We start from the raw sequence: 21671 nt of genomic DNA on the forward strand, positions 1-21671 counted from the left end.
CGCCAGCTTCCGATCAGTCAGCGTCGCCCCTCGCGCAGCCATGCCCCTGTGACCAGCGCGGCGATCAGCGCCAGAACCAGCCAAGCCGGCAAAAGTGCGATCTGCGTGACCGAGCGTGTCTGATACGCGCCGCGCGGCGTGATCCCCAACCACCCGCGCCCGGCGGCGGGGCGGCCCTCGCGCACTTCGCGGATGGCGGGCACACCGTCCTCGATCGCGCGGATACCGCCGCCGGTCCCTTCGATCAGCGGCTCCAGCGCGTCTCCTGTGGCAATAGTCTGCTCGAATTCCAGCGGGGCGGCGGGGCCGAGGCCGATCACCGCGCTCTGATCGCCACTGGAGAGGCGATAAAGGCCGATCTGCGGCCCCTCGAAGATCGCTTCGAAGCGGCCAGGGGACACTTCCTCCAGCGGCAGCGTCACCTCGGCGCCATCCGGCCCGGTGATGGTCACGTCCTCCACATCATCGCCCAGCGAGCGGCGGATGATACGCATGGTCTGGCCCGTCGCGTCGGCCCAGAGCGCCTCTTCCTCCAGCTCCGGCTCCTTCATCATCCAATGGGCAAGGCGTCGCAGCAGTTCCAGCTGCGGCCCGCCCCCCTCGTAGCCACGATTCCACAGCCAGGCGTGATCCGAGGCCAGCAGCGACACGCGCCCCTCGCCCACACGGTCGAGCATCAAAAGCGGTGCATCCTCGGCCCCCGACATCAGCACATCGCCGGTCGGCTGCGCGACCTCGATCTGGCGCAGCCAGCGGCCCCATGACCCGTCATGCATCTGCGTCAACCCTGCCGTGACCGGATGACGCTCGCCCAGATCCGTGACCTCCGGGCGATACGCCTCGCTCATCACGCGGGCGGTGGGCGCGGCGGGCACGATGGCCTCCAGCGGCGAGCGATAGAGGCTGTTCGCCCCAGCAAAATCCGGCCCGGCGGCAAAGAGGACGGCGCCACCCTTTTGCACGTAATCGGCCACATTCTCGAGGTAGAGCGCAGGCAGAATGCCGCGCCGCTTGTAGCGGTCAAAGATGATCAGATCGAAATCGTCGATCTTCTCAAGGAAGAGCTCGCGCGTCGGAAAGGCGATCAGGCTCAGCTCGTCCACCGGGACGCCATCCTGCTTCTCTGGCGGCCTCAAAATCGTGAAGTGCACCAGATCGACCGAGCTGTCGGATTTCAGCAGGTTGCGCCATGTGCGCCCGCCCGCATGCGGCTCGCCCGAGACCAGAAGGACGCGCAGCCGATCGCGCACGCCGTTGATCTGGACCAGCGCGGTATTGTTGCGCCCGGTCAGCTCGCCCTCGCCCTCGGGCGTAACGAACTCCAGCACATTGCGCCCGCCATGGGGCAGCGCAAGGGGCAGCTCGATGGGGCGGCCCACGGGCACGGTAAAGCGTTGCGGCGTCTCGCCATCAACCGAGATATCCAGCGGCACCTCGACGTCGCCGGGCGCGGCGCCGCTATCCTCGATGCGCAGTGTCAGCGTAATTTCCTCGTCCAGAATGGCGAAGGCCGGCGCGCCCTCCACGATCAGGCGGCGGTCCCAATCCGCCTCGCGGCCTGTGTGGACAAGGTGCAGCGGCGCAGGCAGGCCCGGCGCGCGCTCCAGGTCGTGCAAGCGCCCGTCGCTCAGCAGAAACATGCCTGCGATGCGGCCCTGCGGCTCGCTTGCCAGCGCGTCTGAGAGGGCTGTCATCAACTGCGTGCCGCTATTGTCGGCGCCATCGGCAACCTGCACGCGCCGCACCTCGACGCCCCGCGCGGCCAGCCGTGCCTCCAGCGTCTCGGCGGCCTCGGCGGTCATGGCCGCGCGATCGCTGAGTTGCTGACTGGCGCTGGCATCCTCGACCAGAATGGCAATGTCGGTCAGATCCTCGCGATCCTCGCGGCTAAGGCTGGGGCCCATCAGCGCCGCAAGAATGATCAGCGCCCCCGCGCCCCGCAGCGCCCAGCCCGAAAGCCCCCGCCACGCCGCCAGCGCCAGCGCGGTCAGCGCCATGCCGCCCAGCATAGCGATCAACCAGACCGGCAGCGCCGGATCGAAGACAATCTCGCTCGTCATTGGCCCAGCCTGTCGAGTAGCGCAGGCACATGGACCTGGTCGGATTTGTAATTTCCCGTCAGCACATGCATCACCAGATTGACGCCAAAGCGGTAGGCCATCTCGCGCTGACGCTCGCCCGCATAGCCGCGCCCAACGGGCAGCATCGCATTACCGTTCTCGTCCACCGCCCAGGCCGAAGCCCAGTCATTGCCGCCGATCACCACAGGCGTCACACCGTCGTTGAGATTGCGAAAGGGCATGCCGGGGGCGGCTTCGGCGTCCTCTGGCGCGGCCTCGACCCAGACGGGGCGGCCTGAATAGCGGCCCGGAAAATCCTGCAAAAGGTAGAAGCCGCGCGTCAACACATGATCGCTCGGCACAGGCTCGAGCGGGGGGATGTCCAGCGGCGCGGCCAGCCGTTGCAGCATCGCGCCATTGGGAGAGGATGCGCCGAAGCCCGCGATATCCGCGTCGCGCGTGTCGAATAGGATCATGCCACCGCTGCGCAGGTATTCGTTCAGCTTGGCATAGGCGGCATCCGAGGGAATCGGCTGCGCAGGGGTGATCGGCCAGTAAAGCAGCGGGAAAAACGCCAGCTCGTCGGTTTCCAGATCGACGCCCTGTGGGGATGCAGGCTCGACCGTGCTGCGAAAGAACAGCGTCTGGCCCAGCCCTTCGAGGCCCGCCGCCGCCAGATCGTCCACCGCCGCATCGCCGGTGATCACATGCGCCAGCGTCACCTCGCTGGCCAGCGCCTCGGGCGGGCGGGTCTGCGCGGCAGAGGGATCCGACAGCAGCAGCGCCGCCGCCACCAGCGCGGCGGCGCGCGCGGGCAAAAGCCGCCCCGACAGGCCCAGCGAGGCGAGGATATCGGCGCTGAGCAACAGCAGCGCAGCGGCGAGGAGCCAGCCCGCCAGAGGCGTCTCCTCCTGCCGCTCCAGCCCGATCACATTGGCGCCCGCGGGCCATGCCGCCGGGGTCAGAACGTCGCCCTCGGCCATCACGTTGCGTGCGATGCGGCGATCCTCGCCCTCGTATAGGCCGGGGCGCAGATCGGGGCCAAGGGCATCCGACAACAGCGCCTCGCCCGCGACGCCGGGCAGGGTATCGCCGCTGCGCAGGATGCCATAGCCGTCCAGCACCTCGGCCGGTTGCCATGTGGTGCCCGCCAGCTCCTCGGGCGCGGGCGTGCCGTCATTGTCCGACACGGCCAGCCGTTCCAGCATCTGCACGAAAAGACCCGAGAGGGGCAGGCTGCTCCACTCGGCATTGGCGGTGACGTGAAAGAGCACGACCTGCCCCTGCCCGATCCGCTTGCGCGTGACCAGCGGGGTGCCGTCGCTCAGCTGCGCAATCACGCGGTCGGCCAGCGTCGGGTCGGGCTGCGCCATGACCTGCGCGGTAACGGTCACATCCTCGGGGATGCCCAGCCCTGCAAAGGGGCTGTCCTCGGCGAAGGGGGCCAGCGATTTGGGCGCGCCCCAGCTCATCGCGCCGCCGACGCTGCGGCCCCCGGCGCGCAGGCGGACGGGCATCAGCGGGTCCTCGGCCCGGCGAGAGATATCGCTGGCGGCAAGCCGTGGCCCGGCAAAGCGCACCAGCGTGCCGCCCTCCTCGGCCCAGCTGCGCAGGCCCTCGGCCTCGTCCGGCGACAGCGTAGCGACATCGGCAAGGATGATGGCATCGGGATTGGCGGGCAGAACCTCCATCAGGGCGCCGGTCAGCAGGTCCGCCGAAGGGCGCAAAGCGCGCTCGAGGTAATGCAGCGGCGAGAGCAGCTCCAGCCCTTCGCGATCCTCGCGGCCCGCGATCAGCGCCACCTCGCGCCGGCCCAACGCATCGCCCACCAGTTGCACGGCACCCGCATGGCCCTGACCCGCGATTTCGAACCGGGTGAGACGCGCGCGCAACTCGGATGGCAGGCTGAGCGCCTCGGTCGCCTCGCCTGCGCCCTCCTCAAACGTGAGCGGCAGGGTTGCCAGAATGCGCGGCGCGCCTGCCGGGTCACGCCCATGCGCCAGCACGTCGATCTGCCGGGCGGCGCCGGGCGCAAGGCGCTGCGCCGTCAGTTCCAGCGCGCCACCGTCACTGCGAGGCGGCGCCAGCGTGACAAGGGGCGCCGCGCCCTCGCGAATGGTCACACCTCCCCGCGCCTCCAGCGCCGAAAGCAGCGCGGCCCGCCCATCCCGCTCCAGCCCATCCGATAGCCAGAGCGTGTCGAATGGCCCCTCGGGCAGCAGCGCGGCGGCGCGCTCCATCGTCTCGCCAGTCGGCGCCCAAGGCGCGGGCGCCAGCCCCGTCAGACGGCTCCGCCACGCATCGGCGGCCTGAAAGGCAGGCGCTTCGGGATCGCTCAGCTCGATCACGGCGGCGGTGCGCCCGTCGCGCCCCGCCTCGGCCAGCACGCTGTCCAGCAGGGCCCGCGCGGCGCGATCATCCCGCGCGGCGGCCCAACTGGCATCGAGCGCGATCAGCAGGGGGCGATTGCCCTGCGCCGCATCCTCGCTGCGCGGGTTCAGCACCGGACCCGCCAGCCCGATGATCACCGCCGCGAGCGCCAGCATCCGCAGGAGCAGCAGCCACCAGGGCGTGCGATCCGCCGCGCTATCCTCGTCCCGCAGGCCCAAAAGCAGCGCAACACCCGGAAAGCGCCGCCGTACCGGCGCGGGCGGCACCGCGCGCAAGAGCACCCAGAGCACCGGCAGAAGCGCCAGCGCGATCAGCAGCCAGGGCGCGGCGAAACCGAGGGCACCGATGGTCATCGCGCCCCCTCGCCCAGCATCCGGTAGAGATGCAAAAGCGCCGCCTGCGGGCTGGCGTCAGTGTGATGGCACGCGTACTCCCAGCCGGTCGTCCGGCAGAGGCTTCGCAGTGCATCCTTGCGCGCGGCCAGCCGCTCCAGATAACGCTCGCGCAGATCGCTGGCCTTCAGCGTCTCATGCGCCAGCGTGCCGCCAATAGATTCGAAAATGGCGCGGCCGCGATAGGGGAAATTCTCTTCGGCAGGATCGAGGATCTGCAAGAGAACGCCGCCCACGCCCCGGTCGGCCGCCTCGCCCACGGCGCGCTGCACCGCGTTCAGATCACCGAGGAAGTCGGATATGAAGAGTGCCCGCGCCCGTGGCGGCAGGCCCCGGGCATCGGGGGCGGCATAATCCTCGCCGCCCTCTGCGCCGCTCAGCATGGCCGCCAGCCGCGCGATCTGCGCCGCACCGCGCCGCGGTGGCAGCGCATGGCCCGAAAGCCCCACACGCTCGCCGCCCCGGTCCAGCACGATGGCGGCGGCCAGTGCCAATAGCTGCGCGCGATCCGCCTTTTCCGGCAGCGCGGCAGCACTGGCAAAGCGCATCGAGGCCGCGGGATCGACCCACAGCATCACCGTCTGCGCGATCTGCCATTCTCGTTCGCGCACGTATTCCACATCGCTGCGCGCCGAGCGGCGCCAATCCACCTGGCGGCGCTGATCGCCCTCCTGCACCGGGCGGTATTGCCAGAAATCATCGCCGAGGCCCGAGCGCCTGCGCCCATGCTGACCCAGCAGGACCGCGCCCGCCAGACGATCCGCCCGCGCCAAAAGCGCAGGCAGGCGCGCGGCCTCGGCCTCGGCCCTCGCGCGCAGATCGGCAGCCGGAAGGGCGGCGGTGTCCATCATGCAGCGGCGGCGCGCGTGTGGCCCAGATCGGCCAGCGTATCCGCGATCAGCGCACTCAGACTGTCACCCCGCGCCCGCGCCGCGAAGGTCAACGCCATGCGGTGAATGAGCACCGGCTGTGCCATGTCGATCACATCCTCGGCGCTGGGTGCCAGCCGCCCTTGCAGCAGCGCCCGCGCCCGCACCGTCAGCATCAGCGCCTGCGCGGCGCGCGGGCCTGGGCCCCATGCAACACTTTCCTGCACGCGCTGCGACGCGCCCGGCTGATCCGGACGGAAGGCGCGCACCAGATCGAGGATCATGTCCATGATCCCCTCGCCAACAGGCATCCGCCGGAGCAGTGCCTGTGCGGCGATCAGCTCGGGCGAGGTAAACACCGGCTCGGCCAGATCCTCGGCGGCGCCGGTGGTGGCCAGCAGGATGTCGCGCTCGGCAGCGCGGTCAGGATAGGGCACGTCGATCTGCACCAGAAAGCGGTCCAGTTGCGCCTCGGGCAGCGGATATGTGCCCTCCTGTTCGATCGGGTTCTGCGTCGCCAGCACGTGGAACGGCGCCTCCAGCTGGCGGCTCTCGCCGGCGACGGTCACCTGCCGCTCCTGCATGGCCTGCAAGAGGGCCGATTGCGTGCGCGGGCTGGCGCGGTTGATCTCATCGGCCATCAGAAGCTGGCAAAAGATCGGGCCGGGAATGAACTTGAATGCGCGACTGCCATCCGCCCCGGTCTCCAGCACCTCGCTGCCGAGGATATCGGCGGGCATCAGATCGGGGGTGAACTGCACCCGGCCCGTGTTCAGCCCCATGACGACGCCCAGCGTCTCGACCAGCCGTGTCTTGCCGAGGCCCGGCAGGCCCACTAGCAGGCCGTGCCCGCCACTCAGCAGCGCGGCGAGCGAGAGGTCAACCACCCGCTCTTGCCCGATAAAGCGCCGCGCCACCTGCGCACGCGCCTCGGCCAACCGCGATTGCAGCGCGTCGATATCGGCGACTAGGTCGGCATCATTGGGGCCCGTCTGGCTATCGGCGCTCTGCATCATGGAAATTCTCCGGATTGGGCTATAGTCTTGTGACGAGTGTATAGCGCATGACAAAAATGGCAAAAGCAATGAGCGACCAACCGATCACGACCCCGTCAGCAGACGGCATCGCCGCCTCGGCCCGCGCCGCAGCCAAGGGCCGCAAGATACCGCCCGTGCATGACTGGAACCCGCCCTTCTGCGGCGACCTGGACATGCGCATCGCCCGCGACGGCACGTGGTTCTACCTTGGCACGCCCATCGGGCGGCACGCGCTTGTGCGCCTCTTCTCGACCATCCTGCGGCGTGATGGCGATGATTACTTCCTCGTCACGCCCGTCGAAAAAGTGGGCATCACCGTCGAGGACGCGCCCTTCGTCGCAGTTGATTTCGACGTAGAGGGGTCCGGCAAGGATCAGCGCATCACATTTCACACCAATGTGGATGACAGCGTCTCCGCCGGGCCAGACGCCCCGATTCGCGTGGTCCGGGACGAGGAGACGGGCGAGCCGTCGCCCTATGTGCTCGTGCGCCACAACCTCGAGGCGCTGATCGACCGCAAATCCTTCTACCGGCTGGTGGATATCGGCGCGCATCACGAGGGCTGGTTCGGCCTCTGGTCGCAGGGCGAGTTCTTTGGCTTCATCCCGTCGGACGATTTGCCGGAGGGCTGAAACCGCGCCGATTTCGCGCGCGCGCCAACGCCTCTCTGGACTTATCCCCGAATCGCGGGTCAAGGTGCTATGATACAGTAATAGCCCTGCCCCGGCCCTGACGCGCCGGGCCGAATCTCGATGGAGGACAGACATGGACGGCAAGTTTCAGGATAATGATATCGACAAGGTCGTCGCAGCCGACCGCGCCCATGTGTGGCACCACCTGAGCCAGCACAAACCCTACGAGACGTCCGATCCGCGCATCATCGTCGAAGGCAAGGGCATGCGCGTCTGGGACCAGAAGGGCAAGGAGCATATCGACGGCGTCTCGGGCGGCGTCTGGACCGTGAATGTCGGCTATGGCCGCGAGCGTATCGCCAATGCCGTGCGCGACCAGTTGATCAAATTGAACTATTTCGCCGGCTCCGCAGGCTCGATCCCCGGCGCGATGTTCTCCGAGCGGCTGATCGAGAAGATGCCGGGCCTCACCCGCGTCTATTTCACCAATTCCGGCTCCGAGGCCAATGAGAAGGCGTTCAAGATGGTCCGCCAGATCGCGCACAAACGCCATGGCGGCAAGAAGCACAAGATCCTCTTCCGCGAGCGCGACTATCACGGCACAACCATCGCCTGCCTTTCGGCCGGTGGCCAGCCCGAGCGCAACGCGCAATACGGCCCCTTCACGCCCGGCTTCGTCGAGGTGCCCCATTGCCTCGAATACCGCGCACAATGGGACCTGACGGGCGAGGAATACGGCCTTGCAGCCGCCAACGCGATCGAGAAGGTCATCCTGCGCGAGGGCCCCGACACCGTCGGCGCCATTTGCCTCGAGCCTGTGACGGCCGGCGGCGGCGTCATCGTCCCGCCCGAGGGCTACTGGCCCCGAGTGCAGGAGATCTGCCGCAAATACGATGTGCTGCTGCACATCGACGAGGTCGTCTGCGGCGTCGGGCGCACCGGTACATGGTTCGGCTACCAACATTACGGCATCGAGCCCGACTTCGTGACCATGGCCAAAGGCGTTGCCTCGGGCTATGCCGCCATCGCCTGCTGCGTTACCTCCGAGCGCGTATTCGACATGTTCAAGGAGAATGCGGACGATCCGATGGATTATTTCCGCGATATCTCCACTTTCGGCGGCTGCACGGCCGGTCCGGCGGCAGCGCTGGAGAACATGAACATCATCGAAGAGGAAGGCCTGCTGGAGAACACCATCCAGATGGGCGACTACATGCTCGACCAGCTGCACGCCCTCAAGGACAAGCACAAGGTCATCGGAGATGTGCGCGGCAAGGGCCTTTTCCTTGGCGCCGAGCTGGTCAAGGACCGCAGCACCCGCGAGCCGATGGACGAGAAATCCGTCGCCGCTGTCACCGCAGACTGCATGGCGCAAGGCGTCATCATCGGCATGACCAACCGCTCGCTTCCGGGCCTCAACAATACGCTCTGCTATTCGCCCGCGCTGATCGCCACAAAAAGCGATATTGACGAGCTGATCACCGCCACCGACAAGGCGCTGACCAAGGTCTTTGGCTGATATCGCACAAGCCTCTGCCGCCCAACCCCTCGGCGCGGCAGAGGTCAGCCGATCCTTCATCTTGGCAAAAATACTCCCGCCGGAGGCTCCAACGCGGCAACCGGCACGAACAAGAGAAATGGCGCGCAGCCCCGGCCGCGCGCCAATTTTTTGACTTTCAGAAAATTTCAGACCTTCTCAGACCTTCGACGGATCCCAGGCGGCCAGCACCTTGGAATTGTCGTCGCTGTCATATTCATACAGCACCTGCTCGGTCACGCCCGGCAGCTTGCCGAACTCCTCGGCCAAGGCTTTCGGGAACCAGGTCTGGCTGATCTGACCGGGGAATATCTGTGCAAGGATGCTGGACGTGCTGCGAGAGCATTGCGCCTGCGGCACCGGGCCATAGGCTTGGGCCAGCTGCATCGCCTTTTCCGCCTGCGCGGGGGTCACGTCAAGTTCCTGGATCTTGACGTGAAATGTCTTGCGCGCGTGAAACCGCGTGTAGACATCCGCGATGCCCGGCGTCACGCCAAAAATGACGTCGTGGCGCTCGGGGATCGTCTCGTGCTTGAACGAGCCGGCCGGATCCCAGATGATCCGCTGAGAGCCGTTGATCATCAGCGACGTATGAGCGCCCGCCCCGGAATTGTTGTTCAGCATGGTGAACAGCGTCAGGCGCGGCGGACCTTCATGGCGATAGGCGACGCGCGTGACCTCGTCCTTGGTGGCCCAGACGCCCGGAGGCGCCGCACAGCCCGCAAGGGCCAGAATGGCACAGAAAGCCACGATCATTGCGCGCATGACGACACTCCCAAGGGCTGCAGCCCCAGCCGCTTAGCTATTGACCAGCGCCATGAAGAGCAGGACGCAGACCGCAAAGATCGCAACGCGCGTCGCCCATTTCACGAAGGCGTCGAACGTCTTTTCGTGATCCTTGATATCCATCTCACCGTGCTCGTGGTCCGCCATCAGTAGTCCCGTCCTATACATGCCGAATTTTTCGGCTGATTACTTTATTTGCAGCGCCCTGTCACCCTCAAAGCGGGGCTCGCGCGCGCCTCACGCCTTTTCAAGATCCGCAGCCAGGCGAAATCCGATCCGTTCCGGTTCGGCCTGCGCGCGCGGTTTGGGAAGTGCCCGCAGGATGACGCTCAGCTGGCTGACATGCTGCACCAGCTGCGTCTTGCTGCCCGCCGCGTCACTGCCGTAGAAGGTGACGATATCGGGATCGAAATATCCCATCCCCTCGATCTTGAGCACACCGGCATCGCCGCCGACAAAGCCCATCGCGACCTCATGTTCGTTATCCAGAGTCTTCTCGAAATTCTGGATATAGAGGATCAACCGCTCGTAGGCCCATTGTGCCGCGCTTTTCTTCTCGCCGGGTTTCGACTTGATGCTGTCCGGCGCGGCGGCGGCCGGGCTGACGCGATCCTCGCGCGTATGCACCTCGTGGCAGCGCGGCAACGCGTCGGCCTCGGCGGCTTCGGCGGTGGTCATGATCTCGTCGCTCACATGCGGTCTCCCCGGCGGTGCCACAGCCATGCGCCGTCGTCGCGGCGGTGGCGTGTGATCCGACCCAGCTTATGCAAGTGGTTGAGATGTGCAACCGCCTCGACCAGCGCGAGGCCATATGTGCCGGCGTCGATCCGGCGTTTGAAGAGCGGCGCAAAGCACTCGGCCGCCGTGCGCGGCCGCTCCAGATGCGCCTCCAACCGCACCAGCGCGCCGTGGTGATTCTCGATCAGTTGCCGCATCCGCACGGGCAGCCCGGTGAAGGGCAGCTTGTGACCGCCCAGAACGAGGTGATCCGCGCGCGCATGATCCGCCAGCCGCCCGCATGCCTCCAGCCATTCCGCCACCGGGTCGGCCTCAGGCTCGGTCGGGTAGACGCCGAGGTTAGGGCTGATCGACGGCAGGATCTGATCCCCGGCGAGGACCAGGTTGCAATCGCGGCTCCACAGGGTCAGATGCTCGGGGGCGTGACCGTTGCCGATGCGCACATCCCAGGTGCGTCCCGCCGCGCGCAGGGTGTCCCCCTCTTGCAGGCGCGTGTAGCCCACCGGCAGGGGCGCGCAGCTATCGGCGAAATTGAAGGGCCGCGCGTCCTTGCGCTCGGCGTAGATCTGCGGGTCCATCCCCGCGCTGCGCCAGTATTTCAGCGCTTGCGGCGTCGGGCGCTCCTCGGCATCGAGGATCAGCATGCGCGCCATCAGCCACGCGGTGCGTGTGGTGATCAGCTCGGCTCCGAACCGCTCCATCAGCCAGCCAGCCATGCCCACATGATCGGGATGGTGATGCGTGACGATCACCCGCTGCACCGGGCGCCCCTTCAGCGGACCGGCCATAAGCGCCTCCCAGAGGGCAATGCCGCGGCGCGAGTGGATGCCGGTATCGACGACGGTCCAGCCGTCGCCATCCTCGAGCGCATAGATATTGACGTGATCCAGCGCCATCGGCAGGGGCAGGCGCATCCACAGAACGTCTGGCGCCACCTCGGTCGCGGTTCCTTCCTCGGGCGGGTCGGGCCACGGATAGCGGATGCCGCCTTCGGCCTGTGTCTCGGGGTCGGGTCGGGTCATCGGGCCTCCTTGGCAATCGGGCGGCTGCGCTGTAGTCACGGGGTTCAGTCCTATCTATCCCCTCCGCGCCAAGGATCCCAGCAATCATGCAGACCCGCGAGCTTGCCACCGACCCCGCCGGGATCGCCGCCGCCGTCGCGCTGATCGCTGAGGGCCAGTTGGTCGCGATACCGACCGAAACGGTCTACGGCCTTGCCGGTGACGCGCGCAATGGCACTGCCGTGGCCCGCATTTTCGAGGCCAAGGGTCGGCCCAGCTTCAACCCGCTGATCGTGCATGTTCCGGATATCGAGACGGCCCGGCACTACGCCGTCTGGAGCAATGAGGCAGACCGCCTTGCGCAGGCTTTCTGGCCCGGCCCGCTCACGCTGGTCCTGCCGCTGCAGGGTGGCTCGGGCCTTTCGCCTCTTGTCACCGCGGGCCAAGGCAGCGTGGCCCTGCGCATGCCTGCGCATCCCGCGGCCCAGGCGCTCTTGCGGGCCAGCGGCGCGCCCCTCGCCGCGCCGTCGGCCAACCCGTCGGGACGTATCAGCCCGACCCGGCCCGAGCATGTGCGCGCCGGACTGGACGGGCGCATCGCCGCCATTCTGGATGGCGGCGCCTGCGATGTTGGGGTGGAATCGACCATTCTGGGCCTCACGGGCGCGCCCACGTTGCTGCGACCGGGCGGCCTGCCTGCCGAGGCGCTCGAGGCTGCCCTCGGCGCCCCCCTTGCCCTGCGCGCGGCGGGGGATGCGATTACCGCGCCGGGCCAACTCTCATCACATTACGCGCCGAATGCGCCGATGCGGCTCAATGCCGATACCGGACATCCTGGCGAGACGTTGCTGGGTTTTGGCGGCACGGAGGGCGCGGCATTGGATCTGTCACGGTCAGGGGATCTGGTCGAGGCGGCGGCCAATCTCTTTGACCACCTTCACCAGCTCGATAAGGGCGGCACCAAGGCCATCGCCGTCGCGCCCATTCCCGATAAGGGACTGGGCCGCGCGATCAATGACCGCCTGCGCCGGGCTGCCGCCCCGCGCTAGCCCCTAGTCCAGCGCGCGCGCCTCACTGGTCAGCAAAATCGGGATGCCGGCACGGATCGGAAAGGCCATACCAGCCGCCCGGCTGATCAACTCGCCCGCCTTGGCATCGTATTCCAGCCGCTGATGCGTATGCGGGCAGACCAGTGCCTCCAGCATCCGCCGGTCAAAGGCCGGGCCCGCCACTTCATCACTCATTGCATGATCCCTTCATCGTCTCCGCCGCGCATGGTGAACTCTATCAGGGTGATCAACGTCTCGCGGCGCGTGCTCAGCGATGGCGCCTCCAGCAATGCCTGCTTGTCCTCGGGCTCGAACCCTAAAAGCATGGAGAGAGAGTTGATCAACAACTCTTCATCCGCCTCCTTGAGGCTGTCCCAATCGGTCTGCAGGTCTTGCGCGTCAAAAAACTGCGCCAGAGAGGCCAGAAACGCCTCGCGGTCGAACGCGGCATCGGTTTCCTCGCCGCCCTGGTCCCGCTCGAACCCGGCCCAGGACACGCGGGCGCGCCGATAGGGCGTGAACCCCTCGACTTCCTCGATCAGACGAAAGCGCGACACGCCGGCCAGCGTCACCATATAGCGGCCGTCCTCGGTTTCCGAGAATTGGGTAACCCGCCCGACGCAGCCGATGCTGTGCAGGCCGGGGCCCGCGCGGCCCGGCAGCTTGTTGGGCTGAATCATGCCGATCAGCCGCTCGGGCGTTTTCAGCGCGTCTTCCAGCATCGCCAGGTAGCGCGGCTCGAACAGGTGCAAGGGAAGCCGCGCCCGGGGCAGCAATAGCGCGCCGGGCAGCGGAAAGATCGGAATGATGTCCGGAAGGTCGATCTTGCGTGTCATGGTCATGCACTTAGCCCGCCCCGCAGACCGGACAAGCGCGGCCATTTGACCGCGCACAAACGCTCACGCAAAGATCAGGGAGCTGAGCTTGCGCCGCCCGTTCAACACCACCGGATCATTCGGCTTGAGCGCGTCGAACACGGTGAAGAGTTGCGTCTTGGCCGCACCGTCATTCCATTCCCTGTCGCGGCGAAAGAGCTCTAGCAGATGGTCGACCGCCTCCGCGCTGCGCCCTTTGGCGGCCAGCGCCTGCGCCAGATCGAACCGCGCCTGATGGTTGTCCGGGTCGGCCTCGACAGCGGCCTCCAGATCGGCCACGGGGCCTGCATCCTCGCCCTGCTGGGCAAGGGCCAGCTGCGCATGAGCGGCCTCGATCTCGGGCTTGCTGTGCAGATCGGCGGGCACGCCGTTCAGCACGGCCTCGGCCTGATCCAGATCGCCTGCGGCGATATGCGCGCGCGCCATGCCGCCAAATGCAGCGGCGCTGGTCTCATCCTCGGCGGCAATGGCGGCGAAGACCTGAAGCGCGCCAGCCGCGTCGCCTGCCTCCAGCATTTCATCGGCGGCCGTGACCGCCTCGGCCAGACCGTCTTCCTCACCTGCGGCGCCGCCCGACGCCTCGATCACGCGCGCGACAAAGGCGTCCAGCTCGGAGGCGGGCACATTGCCCTGAAATCCGTCAATCGGCTGGCCCTGCCAGAACGCATAGACCGTCGGGATGGATTGCACCCGCAACTGGCCCGCGATGCCCTGGTTCTCGTCGACATTCACCTTGGCCATGCGCACCGCGCCCTTGGCCTTGGTCACCGCCGCCTCCAGCGCGGGGCCCAGCGTCTTGCACGGGCCGCACCACGGCGCCCAGAAATCGACGATCACAGGCACGGTCTGCGACAGTTCGACGACCTCCGCCATGAAATCGGCCTCGGATACGTCCTTGATCAGATCGGTTGCGGGGGCCTGGCCACCAAGTTCTATCATCTCGTCTCGCCTCGCTCGCTGAATTTCGCGTTGCCCCTTAAATGGCCCGGCGCCCCCGTCGTTGCAAGGGTCCGAAGGCAGCGCCCCCGGCGGCCAGCGACGCTCACAGGTCGAAAGTCGCAAAGACCGGCGCATGGTCACTCGGCTGCTCCCACCCGCGCACAGGGCGCAGGATGCGGCTGGAATGGCCCGCGGCGGCGATATCGCCCGTCGCCCAGACGTGATCGAGCCGCCGCCCCTTGTCAGCGGCGTCCCAATCCCTGGCGCGGTAGGACCACCAGCTGTAAAGCTGACCTTCGGGGATATCGGCGCGCGTCACGTCGCGCCAATCGCCCGCCTCCATTGCCTCGTTCAAATGGTCCACCTCGATCGGCGTATGGCTGACCACCTTCAAGAGCTGCTTGTGGCTCCAAACGTCATCCTCGCGCGGCGCGATGTTCAGATCGCCCACCAGGATTGAGCGCGCGACGCCGTCGCCCCTGGCCCAATCGCGCATCTCGGTCAGGTAATCCAGCTTCTGGCCGAATTTCGCGTTCACGTCGCGGTCAGGCACATCACCCCCGGCGGGGACGTAGAAATTGTGGATGGTCACGCCATTCTCCAGCCTCCCGGCGACGTGGCGCGCATGGCCAAGGCCCGCGAAATCATGCGCGCCCACATCCTCGATCGGCAACTTCGACAGGATCGCAACGCCGTTATAGCCCTTCTGCCCGCGCGCGATCATGTGGGTATAGCCCAGCGCGGCAAACTCCTCGGCCGGGATCTTGTCGACCGGGCTCTTGCATTCCTGCAGGCACAGGATGTCCGGCCCTTCTTCGGCCAAGAGCTTGCAGACCAGCGGCGCCCGCAGCCGCACCGAATTGATGTTCCAGGTGGCAAGGGTGAAAGGCATGGGGCACGCTCCGGTCATTTGAGATGCGCGGACCCTATGCGCAGGGCGCGCCCGCGTCCAGCCGCCTGCCCCGTTGGGCCACATGGGAACTGGCCGCCGCCACCGCCCGTTTTACGATCATGTCCAGAAACCCCAATACCGGAGATATCATGAAACCCATTGCACAATCCCTCGCCGCCCTGCTGCTGGTCGCCGCGCCCGCGGCCGCGCAACAGACCGATGGCACCGTCACCGGCACCCTCGACCTTGAAGAGCGCACATGGAACGTCGCCGGCGCGGACGCGCCCGAGCCCAGCGTATGGAGGGAAGCAGAGGACATGCTGGAGGTCAGGATCAACGCCATTCCCGGCGCTGGTGCGGGCGCGGACGACCCCGCCGAAACGCTGACGCTGAACTTCAGGGCGCAGGCAGCCGGCACATCGCCGATGGCCGAGGATCTGAGCGTCACACTGACCGGCGCAGGCGATTCAGGCACGCTGACCGCGGCACCCGCCAATACCGATATCACGCTCAACGCACTTAGCGTCGAGGGCACCGACATGGTCGTCACCGGAAGTTTCGTTGCCGTCCTCACCGAAGGCGAGGATACCGAGCTTGTCCCAGCGGGCCGTGATGGCGCGGTCACGATGGACGGCGATTTTCAGGCGACCATCCAGCAGCAGGAGAGCGATAGCGGTTCCTGACGGAGGCACCTTCTTCCGCCGCGCAAAAAAAGACCCCGGCCAAAGCCGGGGTCAGTCCAACAGGGAGGTGCATATGATAAAACCGTATATGCGGACGGAACAAACGCAGCGCGGGCGCTGCTAAACTGGTAACAGGTGGCAAAGGCCATCGGTTCCCGGATTTTTCCGCGTCACGGCATCAGGCGGTATCCGCCGCTTTCCGTGACCAGCAGACGGGCGTTCGACGGGTCCGGCTCGATCTTCTGCCGCAGCCTGTAGATATGCGTCTCGAGCGTGTGGGTCGTGACCCCCGCGTTATATCCCCAGACCTCGTGCAGCAGCACGTCGCGCGCCACAACGCCATCGGTGGCGCGGTAGAGAAACTTTAGGATATTCGTCTCTTTCTCGGTCAGGCGCACCTTGCGGCCGCCCTCGTCCACCAGCATCTTGAGCGCGGGCTTGAAGCTATATGGGCCCAGCTGGAAAACGGCGTCCTCGGACTGCTCGTGCTGACGCAATTGCGCCCGGATACGGGCCAGCAGGACGGGAAACTTGAACGGCTTGGTCACGTAATCATTCGCGCCCGCATCAAGGCCAAGGATGGTGTCGGCATCGCCGTCATGTCCGGTCAGCATCACGATCGGGCTTTTCACGCCCTGCTTGCGCATGAGGCGGCACAGCTCGCGCCCGTCCGTGTCGGGCAGGCCGACATCCAGAATGATCAGGTCATAGTTGGAATCGCGGGCATGCGTCATCGCTTCGGCGCCGGTCCCGGCTTCGAACACGTCGAAATCCTCGGTCATGACCAATTGCTCGCCCAGCGCCTCGCGCAGGTCCTCGTCATCATCGACAAGCAGGATCTTCTTGAGTTGTGCCATCATGGTCTCCTCGCGTTTTCTTGATCACTAGATGAGCGCGCCATGCCCGCGCGGCAAGAAATGCGTCATCAGGATCACGGCCAAGTGTAGCAGAGCCGGCTTTTGTTTCATTTCCCGGCGCAGTTTCATTTCCCGGCGCAAACGATTAGATGAAGGTAAATCCCGAGAGCCGCATTTCAATGAGCCTGCAACCCGACATCATCCACCTGCTGGCCCGCGCCCGTGCGGACCTTGGCATGGGCCTGCCCGTCGCCCTGTCGGGTTCGCAGGGGGGCGCGATCATCGCCGCGGCCGAAACGCTGGAGGCGCCTCGCCTTGCCAGCCTGCGCGCGCTGGCCGAAGAGAGGGGCGCGCCCCTGTCGCTGACCGTCACGGCGCGCCGGGCCGAGACGCTCAAGGCGCGCGCCTATGACGGCGATCTGGCCCGGATCATCTTGCCGCGCAGCGCCGATCTGGCCTGGATCCGCGCCACCGCCAGCCCCGAGGATGATCTGGCGCATCCCATGAAAGGCCCGTTCCAGACGATGCGCGGCGGCGACACCAGCCTGCACCGCCTTGCCCTCTCGCTGGCCAAGACGGCGCGGCTTTTGCCTGCCATGCTGGTCCTGCCGCTTGACGACGCTACCGCCGAGGCCCGCAGCGCCAATCTGACGATCCTGCCCGCTGAGGCGGCGGAGGCCGCGATGCGCCTTGCCAGTCCCCCTCACAACGTGGTCAACGCGCGTGTTCCACTGGCCGCCAGCCATGCGGGCCGTGTCCATGTCTTTCGCCCCGAGGATGGTAGCGAGGAGCATTACGCGATCGAGATCGGCAGCCCGCCCCGCGATGCGCCGGTTTTGGCCCGGCTGCATTCGGCCTGCTTTACCGGCGATGTGCTGGGCAGCCTCAAATGCGATTGCGGCCCGCAACTGCGCGCCGCGCTGGCCCAGATGGGGGCCGAGGGGGCGGGCGTGCTGCTCTACCTCAATCAGGAGGGGCGCGGCATCGGCCTTGCCAACAAGATGCGTGCCTACAGCCTTCAGGACCAGGGGTTCGACACGGTCGAGGCCAATCACCGGCTGGGATTCGAGGATGACGAGCGCGATTTTCGCATCGGTGCGGGCATCCTGCGCAAGATGGGCTTTGGCGCCGTGCGGCTCATGACGAACAACCCCGCCAAGATCGACATGATGCGTCGCTCAGGCGTGGAAGTGACCGAGCGCGTGCCGCTGATCGTGGGCGAGACTGCGCAGAACAAGGGCTATCTGGCCACCAAGGCGCGCAAATCGGGGCATCTGCTCTGAGTGGCTGGCGCCGCGTTATGAGTATTTTTGCCAAGATGAAGCCGGGGGCGCGGCCCCGCGGGACGGCTCAGCCGTAGCGGCGGATGAAGTTGCGCAGGATAAGCTCGGGCGCATGGACATCGGCGGCACGGCACATCTCGATCAGATCGCCTGCCGTACCGGGCGGGAAATAGCCGTGATGCTTGTAAATCTCGATGCGCTCTTCGAAAACGCGCGCGTCGGCCTCGGGGTGGAACTGCGTCGCGTAGACATGGCGGCCATGGCGCACCACCTGAAAGGGGCAGGTCGGCGACGAGGCCAGATGCACGCAGCCCTCGGGTAGCGCCTCGAGCGCCTCCTTATGGCCGACGAAAGCATCGAAGCGGTCCGGAACGCCGGCCATCAGCGGATCTGCGCGGCCCGCGTCGGTGAGGGTGCAATCGGCGGTTCCTACGGGCTCGCCGTAGCGGCCCTTGCCGACGGGCGCGCCTAGATGCTTGCCAAGTATGCCGATGCCGTAGCAGCATCCTAGGAAGGGAACATCGCGCCCGGTAATCTGCGGCATGAGGGACAGGACAGCCGCCTCGATCCGCGCATGCTCAGGGCTTTTCTGTTCAGGCGCGTCGCTGACGCAACCCGGCCCGCCGCCGACGATGACGCCGGCGTAATCGGCGGGGTCCAGCGCATCCGGCAGCGGTTCGGCATCCAGACGGATGCGGTGGGCGCGGGCGGCATCCAGTCCGCCCTTGTCGAGAATCGCCGCGAACTCGGCGTCGGATGCGTCCCGTTCGGGGCGCAGTTGCAGGATCAGGAACCGCTTCAATGCGCCTCGGCCCAGTTGGCGCCCTGCCCGGCATCGACCGTTAGCGGCACGCTGAGCTTGACGACGGGCTCGGCGGCGCCCTCCATCACGTCACGGGCGGCTTTGATCACCTCATCGACGGCGCCCTTCTCGACCTCGAAGAGCAGCTCGTCATGCACCTGCAAGAGCATCTTGCAGGGCAGCCCGTCGATGGCCTCCGGCATGCGGATCATGGCACGGCGGATGACATCGGCGGCGGTGCCCTGAATGGGCGCGTTGATCGCCGCCCGCTTGGCAAATCCGGCGCGCGGGCCTTTCGCGCCGATCTCGGGCGTGTGGATCTTGCGGCCAAAGAGGGTCTGGACAAAGCCGTGCTTTTTCCCGAATTCCACCGTGTCGTCCATATAGGCGCGGATGCCCGGAAAGCGCTCGAAATAGCGGTCGATAAAGCCCTGCGCCTCGCCGCGCGGGATGCGCAGGTTGCGGGCGAGGCCGAAGCCGGAGATGCCGTAGATCACGCCGAAATTGATCGCCTTGGCTTGGCGGCGGATTTCAGGGGTCATGTCCTCCATGGGCACGTTAAACATCTCGGAGGCGGTCATCGCGTGGATGTCCTGCCCCTCGCGGAACGCCTGTTTCAGCGCGTCAATGTCCGCGACATGGGCAAGGATGCGCAGCTCGATCTGGCTGTAGTCGAGGCTGACCAGAACGCGGCCCTCGGGCGCGACGAAGGCCTCGCGGATTCGGCGCCCCTCCTCGCTGCGCACGGGGATGTTCTGCAGGTTCGGATCGGACGAGGCGAGGCGCCCGGTGTTGGCCCCCGCCTGCATATAGGAGGTATGGACGCGGCCCGTATCGGGATCGATATGGTCCTGCAGCGCGTCGGTATAGGTCGATTTCAGCTTGGAGATCTGGCGCCAGTCCAGCACGCGGGCGGGCAGCTCATGCTCGGTCGCCAGATCCTCCAGCACGTCGGCGCCGGTGGCATAGGCGCCCGTCTTGCCGCGCTTGCCACCATCGAGGCCCATCTCGTCAAACAGGATCTCGCCCAGCTGTTTGGGGCTACCGACGTTGAACTTGCGCCCGGCCAGCTCGTGTATCTCCTCCTCCAGCTGCGCCATCTTCTGCGCGAAAGCGCCGGACATGCGGCTGAGCACATTGCGGTCCACCATGATCCCGTTCCGCTCCATATGGGCAAGCACGGGCACCAGGGGCCGCTCCAGCGTCTCGTAGACGCGGGTCACCTGCGCGCGGTGGAGTTGCGGTTTCAGCAGGGTCCAGAGGCGCAGGGTAACGTCCGCATCCTCGGCCGCGTATTTCACGGCGCTGTCCACCGGCACGCGGTCAAAGGTGACAGCGGATTTGCCGGTGCCGAGCAGCGACTTGATCGGGATGGGCGTATGGCCCAGATACCGCTCACTCAGCGCGTCCATGCCATGCCCGTGCAGGCCGGCGTGCAGCGCGTAGGAGATCAGCATCGTGTCGTCGAAGGGCGACACTTCGATCCCGTAGCGCGCCAGAACCTTGGCGTCGTATTTCATGTTCTGGCCGATCTTGAGGATCGCCGCGTCCTCCAGCATCGGTTTGAGCGCGGCCAACGCGTCTTCCAGCGGCATCTGCCCCTCGGCCAGCGCGGCACCGCCGAAAAGATCGCCCTCCCCCTCGCCCTTGTGGCCCAGCGGAATGTAGCAGGCCTGCCCGGGCTGGGTGGCTAAGGACACGCCCACCAACTCGGCCTGCATCTCGTTCAGAGAGGTCGTCTCGGTGTCGACGGCGACATAGCCCTGCGCGCGGATGCGCTCGATCCAGGTCTCGAGTGCGGCCATGTCCTGCACATGCTCGTATTGCGACGGGTCGATCTCGGGCATCTCGGGCGCGCCGGTCTCGGGCGCATCCTGCGGCGTATCGTCGATCTCGGGCGGCTCGGCATGCATCGCCTCGGCGATGCGCTTGGTGAGGGTGCGGAACTCCATCTCGGCCAGAAAGCCCAGCAGCACATCGGGATCAGGGTCGCGCACTTCCAGATCATCAAGGCCGAAATCGAGAGGTGTGTTGCAGTCCAGCTGCACCAGCTGCCGCGACAGGCGAATCTGGTCGGCATGGTCGATCAGCGTCTGGCGGCGCTTGGGCTGCTTGATCTCCTCGGCCCGGGCCAGCAGCGTATCGAGGTCGCCAAACTCGTTGATCAGCAGCGCAGCCGTTTTGACCCCGATGCCCGGCGCGCCCGGCACATTATCCACCGAATCTCCGGCCAGCGCCTGCACATCCACGACGCGCTCGGGCCCCACGCCGAACTTCTCCTCGACGCCCTCGACATCGATCAGCCGGTTCTTCATCGCGTCCAGCATCTCGACCCCGCCGCCGACCAGCTGCATCAGGTCCTTGTCCGAGCTGATGATCGTCACGCGCCCGCCCGCCTCGCGCGCCTGCACCGAGAGCGTGCCGATGATGTCGTCGGCCTCAAAACCCTCGACCTCCTTGCAGGCGATGTTGAACGCCTCGGTCGCGCGCCGGGTCAGTGGGATCTGCGGGCGCAGGTCCTCGGGCATCGCCTCACGATTGGCCTTGTACTCCGGATAGAGCTCGTTGCGGAACGTATGGCTGCCCTTGTCAAAGATCACGGCCACATGCGTCGGCGCATCCGAGCCGTTGTTGCCCTCGACATAGCGCTGCAGCATGTTGCAGAAACCAGACACCGCCCCGATGGGCAGCCCGTCGGATTTGCGCGTCAGCGGCGGCAGCGCGTGATAGGCGCGAAAGATGAAGGCCGAGCCGTCGATGAGGTGCAGATGGCACCCTTTTCCGAATGACATAACGTCAGCCTCCCGATACGGACCCATGCTTCATCTTGGCAAAAATACTCAAATTC

General features: G+C 66.5%; 20 protein-coding genes. 5 read left to right on the forward strand and 15 right to left on the reverse strand.

The window, feature by feature from the left end:
- Nucleotides 1–17: 17 nt before the first annotated feature.
- From ACEWPL_RS14775 to ACEWPL_RS14790, 4 genes are read right to left on the reverse strand one after another with little or no spacing between them, the layout of a single operon-like run.
- Nucleotides 18–2060: a hypothetical protein gene (locus ACEWPL_RS14775; protein ID WP_393929422.1), complete on the reverse strand. Its 2043-nt coding sequence runs from the start codon at nucleotides 2058–2060 to the stop codon at nucleotides 18–20.
- The gene (locus ACEWPL_RS14780; RefSeq protein ID WP_393929420.1) at nucleotides 2057–4804 is read right to left on the reverse strand and encodes a DUF4159 domain-containing protein; all 2748 of its coding nucleotides are present in this window, start codon (nucleotides 4802–4804) and stop codon (nucleotides 2057–2059) included. Before ACEWPL_RS14780 ends, ACEWPL_RS14775 begins: the two co-directional genes overlap by 4 nt.
- Nucleotides 4801–5694: a DUF58 domain-containing protein gene (locus tag ACEWPL_RS14785; protein WP_393929418.1), complete on the reverse strand. Its 894-nt coding sequence runs from the start codon at nucleotides 5692–5694 to the stop codon at nucleotides 4801–4803. Before ACEWPL_RS14785 ends, ACEWPL_RS14780 begins: the two co-directional genes overlap by 4 nt.
- Complete coding sequence (locus ACEWPL_RS14790) at nucleotides 5691–6725, reverse strand: AAA family ATPase (RefSeq protein WP_393929506.1); 1035 nt, start codon at nucleotides 6723–6725, stop codon at nucleotides 5691–5693. The genes ACEWPL_RS14785 and ACEWPL_RS14790 overlap by 4 nt, the downstream gene beginning before the upstream one ends.
- Before the next feature lie 71 nt (nucleotides 6726–6796).
- Here ACEWPL_RS14790 and ACEWPL_RS14795 point away from each other — a divergent pair, with 71 nt between their 5' ends.
- Both ACEWPL_RS14795 and ACEWPL_RS14800 read left to right on the forward strand, forming a co-directional pair.
- Nucleotides 6797–7381 (forward strand): DUF1285 domain-containing protein, encoded by a 585-nt coding sequence (locus ACEWPL_RS14795; RefSeq protein WP_393929416.1) that lies wholly within the window; start codon nucleotides 6797–6799, stop codon nucleotides 7379–7381.
- 133 nt (nucleotides 7382–7514) lie between these two features.
- On the forward strand, nucleotides 7515–8900 hold the full coding sequence (locus ACEWPL_RS14800; protein WP_393929414.1) for an aminotransferase family protein: 1386 nt from the start codon (nucleotides 7515–7517) through the stop codon (nucleotides 8898–8900).
- Between the two features lie 177 nt (nucleotides 8901–9077).
- Here ACEWPL_RS14800 and ACEWPL_RS14805 read toward each other — a convergent pair whose 3' ends face one another.
- From ACEWPL_RS14805 to ACEWPL_RS14820, 4 genes are all read right to left on the reverse strand, one after another.
- Nucleotides 9078–9683 carry a hypothetical protein gene (locus ACEWPL_RS14805; protein ID WP_393929412.1) on the reverse strand — a complete coding sequence of 202 codons (606 nt, stop codon included), beginning with the start codon at nucleotides 9681–9683 and terminating at the stop codon, nucleotides 9078–9080.
- Nucleotides 9684–9716: 33 nt separating this feature from the next.
- Nucleotides 9717–9851 (reverse strand): aa3-type cytochrome c oxidase subunit IV, encoded by a 135-nt coding sequence (locus ACEWPL_RS14810; protein ID WP_393929410.1) that lies wholly within the window; start codon nucleotides 9849–9851, stop codon nucleotides 9717–9719.
- Nucleotides 9852–9941: 90 nt separating this feature from the next.
- Entirely contained in the window at nucleotides 9942–10397 is a 456-nt protein-coding gene (locus ACEWPL_RS14815; protein WP_393929409.1) for a DUF6173 family protein, read from the reverse strand.
- Nucleotides 10394–11464: an MBL fold metallo-hydrolase gene (locus ACEWPL_RS14820; RefSeq protein WP_393929407.1), complete on the reverse strand. Its 1071-nt coding sequence runs from the start codon at nucleotides 11462–11464 to the stop codon at nucleotides 10394–10396. Before ACEWPL_RS14820 ends, ACEWPL_RS14815 begins: the two co-directional genes overlap by 4 nt.
- A gap of 86 nt (nucleotides 11465–11550) precedes the next feature.
- Here ACEWPL_RS14820 and ACEWPL_RS14825 point away from each other — a divergent pair, with 86 nt between their 5' ends.
- Nucleotides 11551–12492 (forward strand): L-threonylcarbamoyladenylate synthase, encoded by a 942-nt coding sequence (locus tag ACEWPL_RS14825; RefSeq protein ID WP_393929405.1) that lies wholly within the window; start codon nucleotides 11551–11553, stop codon nucleotides 12490–12492.
- Between the two features lie 3 nt (nucleotides 12493–12495).
- On the opposite strand, the gene ACEWPL_RS14830 is transcribed toward ACEWPL_RS14825, so the two are convergent.
- The 4 genes from ACEWPL_RS14830 to ACEWPL_RS14845 form a co-directional block, all read right to left on the reverse strand.
- Complete coding sequence (locus ACEWPL_RS14830) at nucleotides 12496–12687, reverse strand: Trm112 family protein (protein ID WP_393929403.1); 192 nt, start codon at nucleotides 12685–12687, stop codon at nucleotides 12496–12498.
- Nucleotides 12684–13328, reverse strand: a complete 645-nt coding sequence (locus ACEWPL_RS14835; protein ID WP_393929504.1) for an LON peptidase substrate-binding domain-containing protein — start codon at nucleotides 13326–13328, stop codon at nucleotides 12684–12686. Before ACEWPL_RS14835 ends, ACEWPL_RS14830 begins: the two co-directional genes overlap by 4 nt.
- Before the next feature lie 63 nt (nucleotides 13329–13391).
- Nucleotides 13392–14306: a tetratricopeptide repeat protein gene (locus ACEWPL_RS14840; RefSeq protein ID WP_393929400.1), complete on the reverse strand. Its 915-nt coding sequence runs from the start codon at nucleotides 14304–14306 to the stop codon at nucleotides 13392–13394.
- Nucleotides 14307–14409: 103 nt separating this feature from the next.
- Nucleotides 14410–15198 carry an exodeoxyribonuclease III gene (locus ACEWPL_RS14845; protein ID WP_393929398.1) on the reverse strand — a complete coding sequence of 263 codons (789 nt, stop codon included), beginning with the start codon at nucleotides 15196–15198 and terminating at the stop codon, nucleotides 14410–14412.
- A 23-nt stretch (nucleotides 15199–15221) separates the two neighbouring features.
- Here ACEWPL_RS14845 and ACEWPL_RS14850 point away from each other — a divergent pair, with 23 nt between their 5' ends.
- Nucleotides 15222–15881, forward strand: a complete 660-nt coding sequence (locus ACEWPL_RS14850) for a hypothetical protein (RefSeq protein WP_393929396.1) — start codon at nucleotides 15222–15224, stop codon at nucleotides 15879–15881.
- A 170-nt stretch (nucleotides 15882–16051) separates the two neighbouring features.
- On the opposite strand, the gene ACEWPL_RS14855 is transcribed toward ACEWPL_RS14850, so the two are convergent.
- Nucleotides 16052–16738, reverse strand: coding sequence for a response regulator transcription factor (locus tag ACEWPL_RS14855; protein WP_393929394.1), 687 nt, complete (start codon nucleotides 16736–16738; stop codon nucleotides 16052–16054).
- Between the two features lie 179 nt (nucleotides 16739–16917).
- On the opposite strand from ACEWPL_RS14855, the gene ribA reads away from it, so the two are divergent.
- A complete protein-coding gene (gene ribA, locus ACEWPL_RS14860) occupies nucleotides 16918–18021 on the forward strand; it encodes a GTP cyclohydrolase II (protein WP_393929392.1) in 1104 nt (367 codons plus the stop codon).
- 67 nt (nucleotides 18022–18088) lie between these two features.
- Here the strand turns inward: ribA and ACEWPL_RS14865 are convergent, their stop codons facing one another.
- Both ACEWPL_RS14865 and polA read right to left on the reverse strand, forming a co-directional pair.
- A complete protein-coding gene (locus tag ACEWPL_RS14865) occupies nucleotides 18089–18823 on the reverse strand; it encodes a glutamine amidotransferase (protein WP_393929390.1) in 735 nt (244 codons plus the stop codon).
- Complete coding sequence (gene polA / locus ACEWPL_RS14870; protein ID WP_393929388.1) at nucleotides 18820–21615, reverse strand: DNA polymerase I; 2796 nt, start codon at nucleotides 21613–21615, stop codon at nucleotides 18820–18822. The genes ACEWPL_RS14865 and polA overlap by 4 nt, the downstream gene beginning before the upstream one ends.
- Nucleotides 21616–21671: the final 56 nt, after the last annotated feature.

It is taken from the genome of Roseovarius roseus (assembly GCF_043355935.2).
In the GTDB taxonomy this organism is placed as follows: Bacteria; Pseudomonadota; Alphaproteobacteria; order Rhodobacterales; family Rhodobacteraceae; genus Roseovarius; species Roseovarius roseus.

Coding starts and splice junctions, on each gene's coding strand:
- ACEWPL_RS14790 (WP_393929506.1), bottom strand. CDS start 6,725: ATGCAGAGCGCCGATAGCCAGACGGGCCCCAATGATGCCGACCTAGTC.
- ACEWPL_RS14830 (WP_393929403.1), bottom strand. CDS start 12,687: ATGAGTGATGAAGTGGCGGGCCCGGCCTTTGACCGGCGGATGCTGGAG.
- ACEWPL_RS14805 (WP_393929412.1), bottom strand. CDS start 9,683: ATGCGCGCAATGATCGTGGCTTTCTGTGCCATTCTGGCCCTTGCGGGC.
- ACEWPL_RS14825 (WP_393929405.1), top strand. CDS start 11,551: ATGCAGACCCGCGAGCTTGCCACCGACCCCGCCGGGATCGCCGCCGCC.
- ACEWPL_RS14840 (WP_393929400.1), bottom strand. CDS start 14,306: ATGATAGAACTTGGTGGCCAGGCCCCCGCAACCGATCTGATCAAGGAC.
- ACEWPL_RS14785 (WP_393929418.1), bottom strand. CDS start 5,694: ATGATGGACACCGCCGCCCTTCCGGCTGCCGATCTGCGCGCGAGGGCC.
- ACEWPL_RS14855 (WP_393929394.1), bottom strand. CDS start 16,738: ATGGCACAACTCAAGAAGATCCTGCTTGTCGATGATGACGAGGACCTG.
- ACEWPL_RS14820 (WP_393929407.1), bottom strand. CDS start 11,464: ATGACCCGACCCGACCCCGAGACACAGGCCGAAGGCGGCATCCGCTAT.
- ACEWPL_RS14845 (WP_393929398.1), bottom strand. CDS start 15,198: ATGCCTTTCACCCTTGCCACCTGGAACATCAATTCGGTGCGGCTGCGG.
- ACEWPL_RS14775 (WP_393929422.1), bottom strand. CDS start 2,060: ATGACGAGCGAGATTGTCTTCGATCCGGCGCTGCCGGTCTGGTTGATC.
- ACEWPL_RS14800 (WP_393929414.1), top strand. CDS start 7,515: ATGGACGGCAAGTTTCAGGATAATGATATCGACAAGGTCGTCGCAGCC.
- ACEWPL_RS14780 (WP_393929420.1), bottom strand. CDS start 4,804: ATGACCATCGGTGCCCTCGGTTTCGCCGCGCCCTGGCTGCTGATCGCG.
- ACEWPL_RS14850 (WP_393929396.1), top strand. CDS start 15,222: ATGCGCGGACCCTATGCGCAGGGCGCGCCCGCGTCCAGCCGCCTGCCC.
- ribA (WP_393929392.1), top strand. CDS start 16,918: ATGAGCCTGCAACCCGACATCATCCACCTGCTGGCCCGCGCCCGTGCG.
- ACEWPL_RS14835 (WP_393929504.1), bottom strand. CDS start 13,328: ATGACACGCAAGATCGACCTTCCGGACATCATTCCGATCTTTCCGCTG.
- ACEWPL_RS14810 (WP_393929410.1), bottom strand. CDS start 9,851: ATGGCGGACCACGAGCACGGTGAGATGGATATCAAGGATCACGAAAAG.
- ACEWPL_RS14795 (WP_393929416.1), top strand. CDS start 6,797: ATGAGCGACCAACCGATCACGACCCCGTCAGCAGACGGCATCGCCGCC.
- polA (WP_393929388.1), bottom strand. CDS start 21,615: ATGTCATTCGGAAAAGGGTGCCATCTGCACCTCATCGACGGCTCGGCC.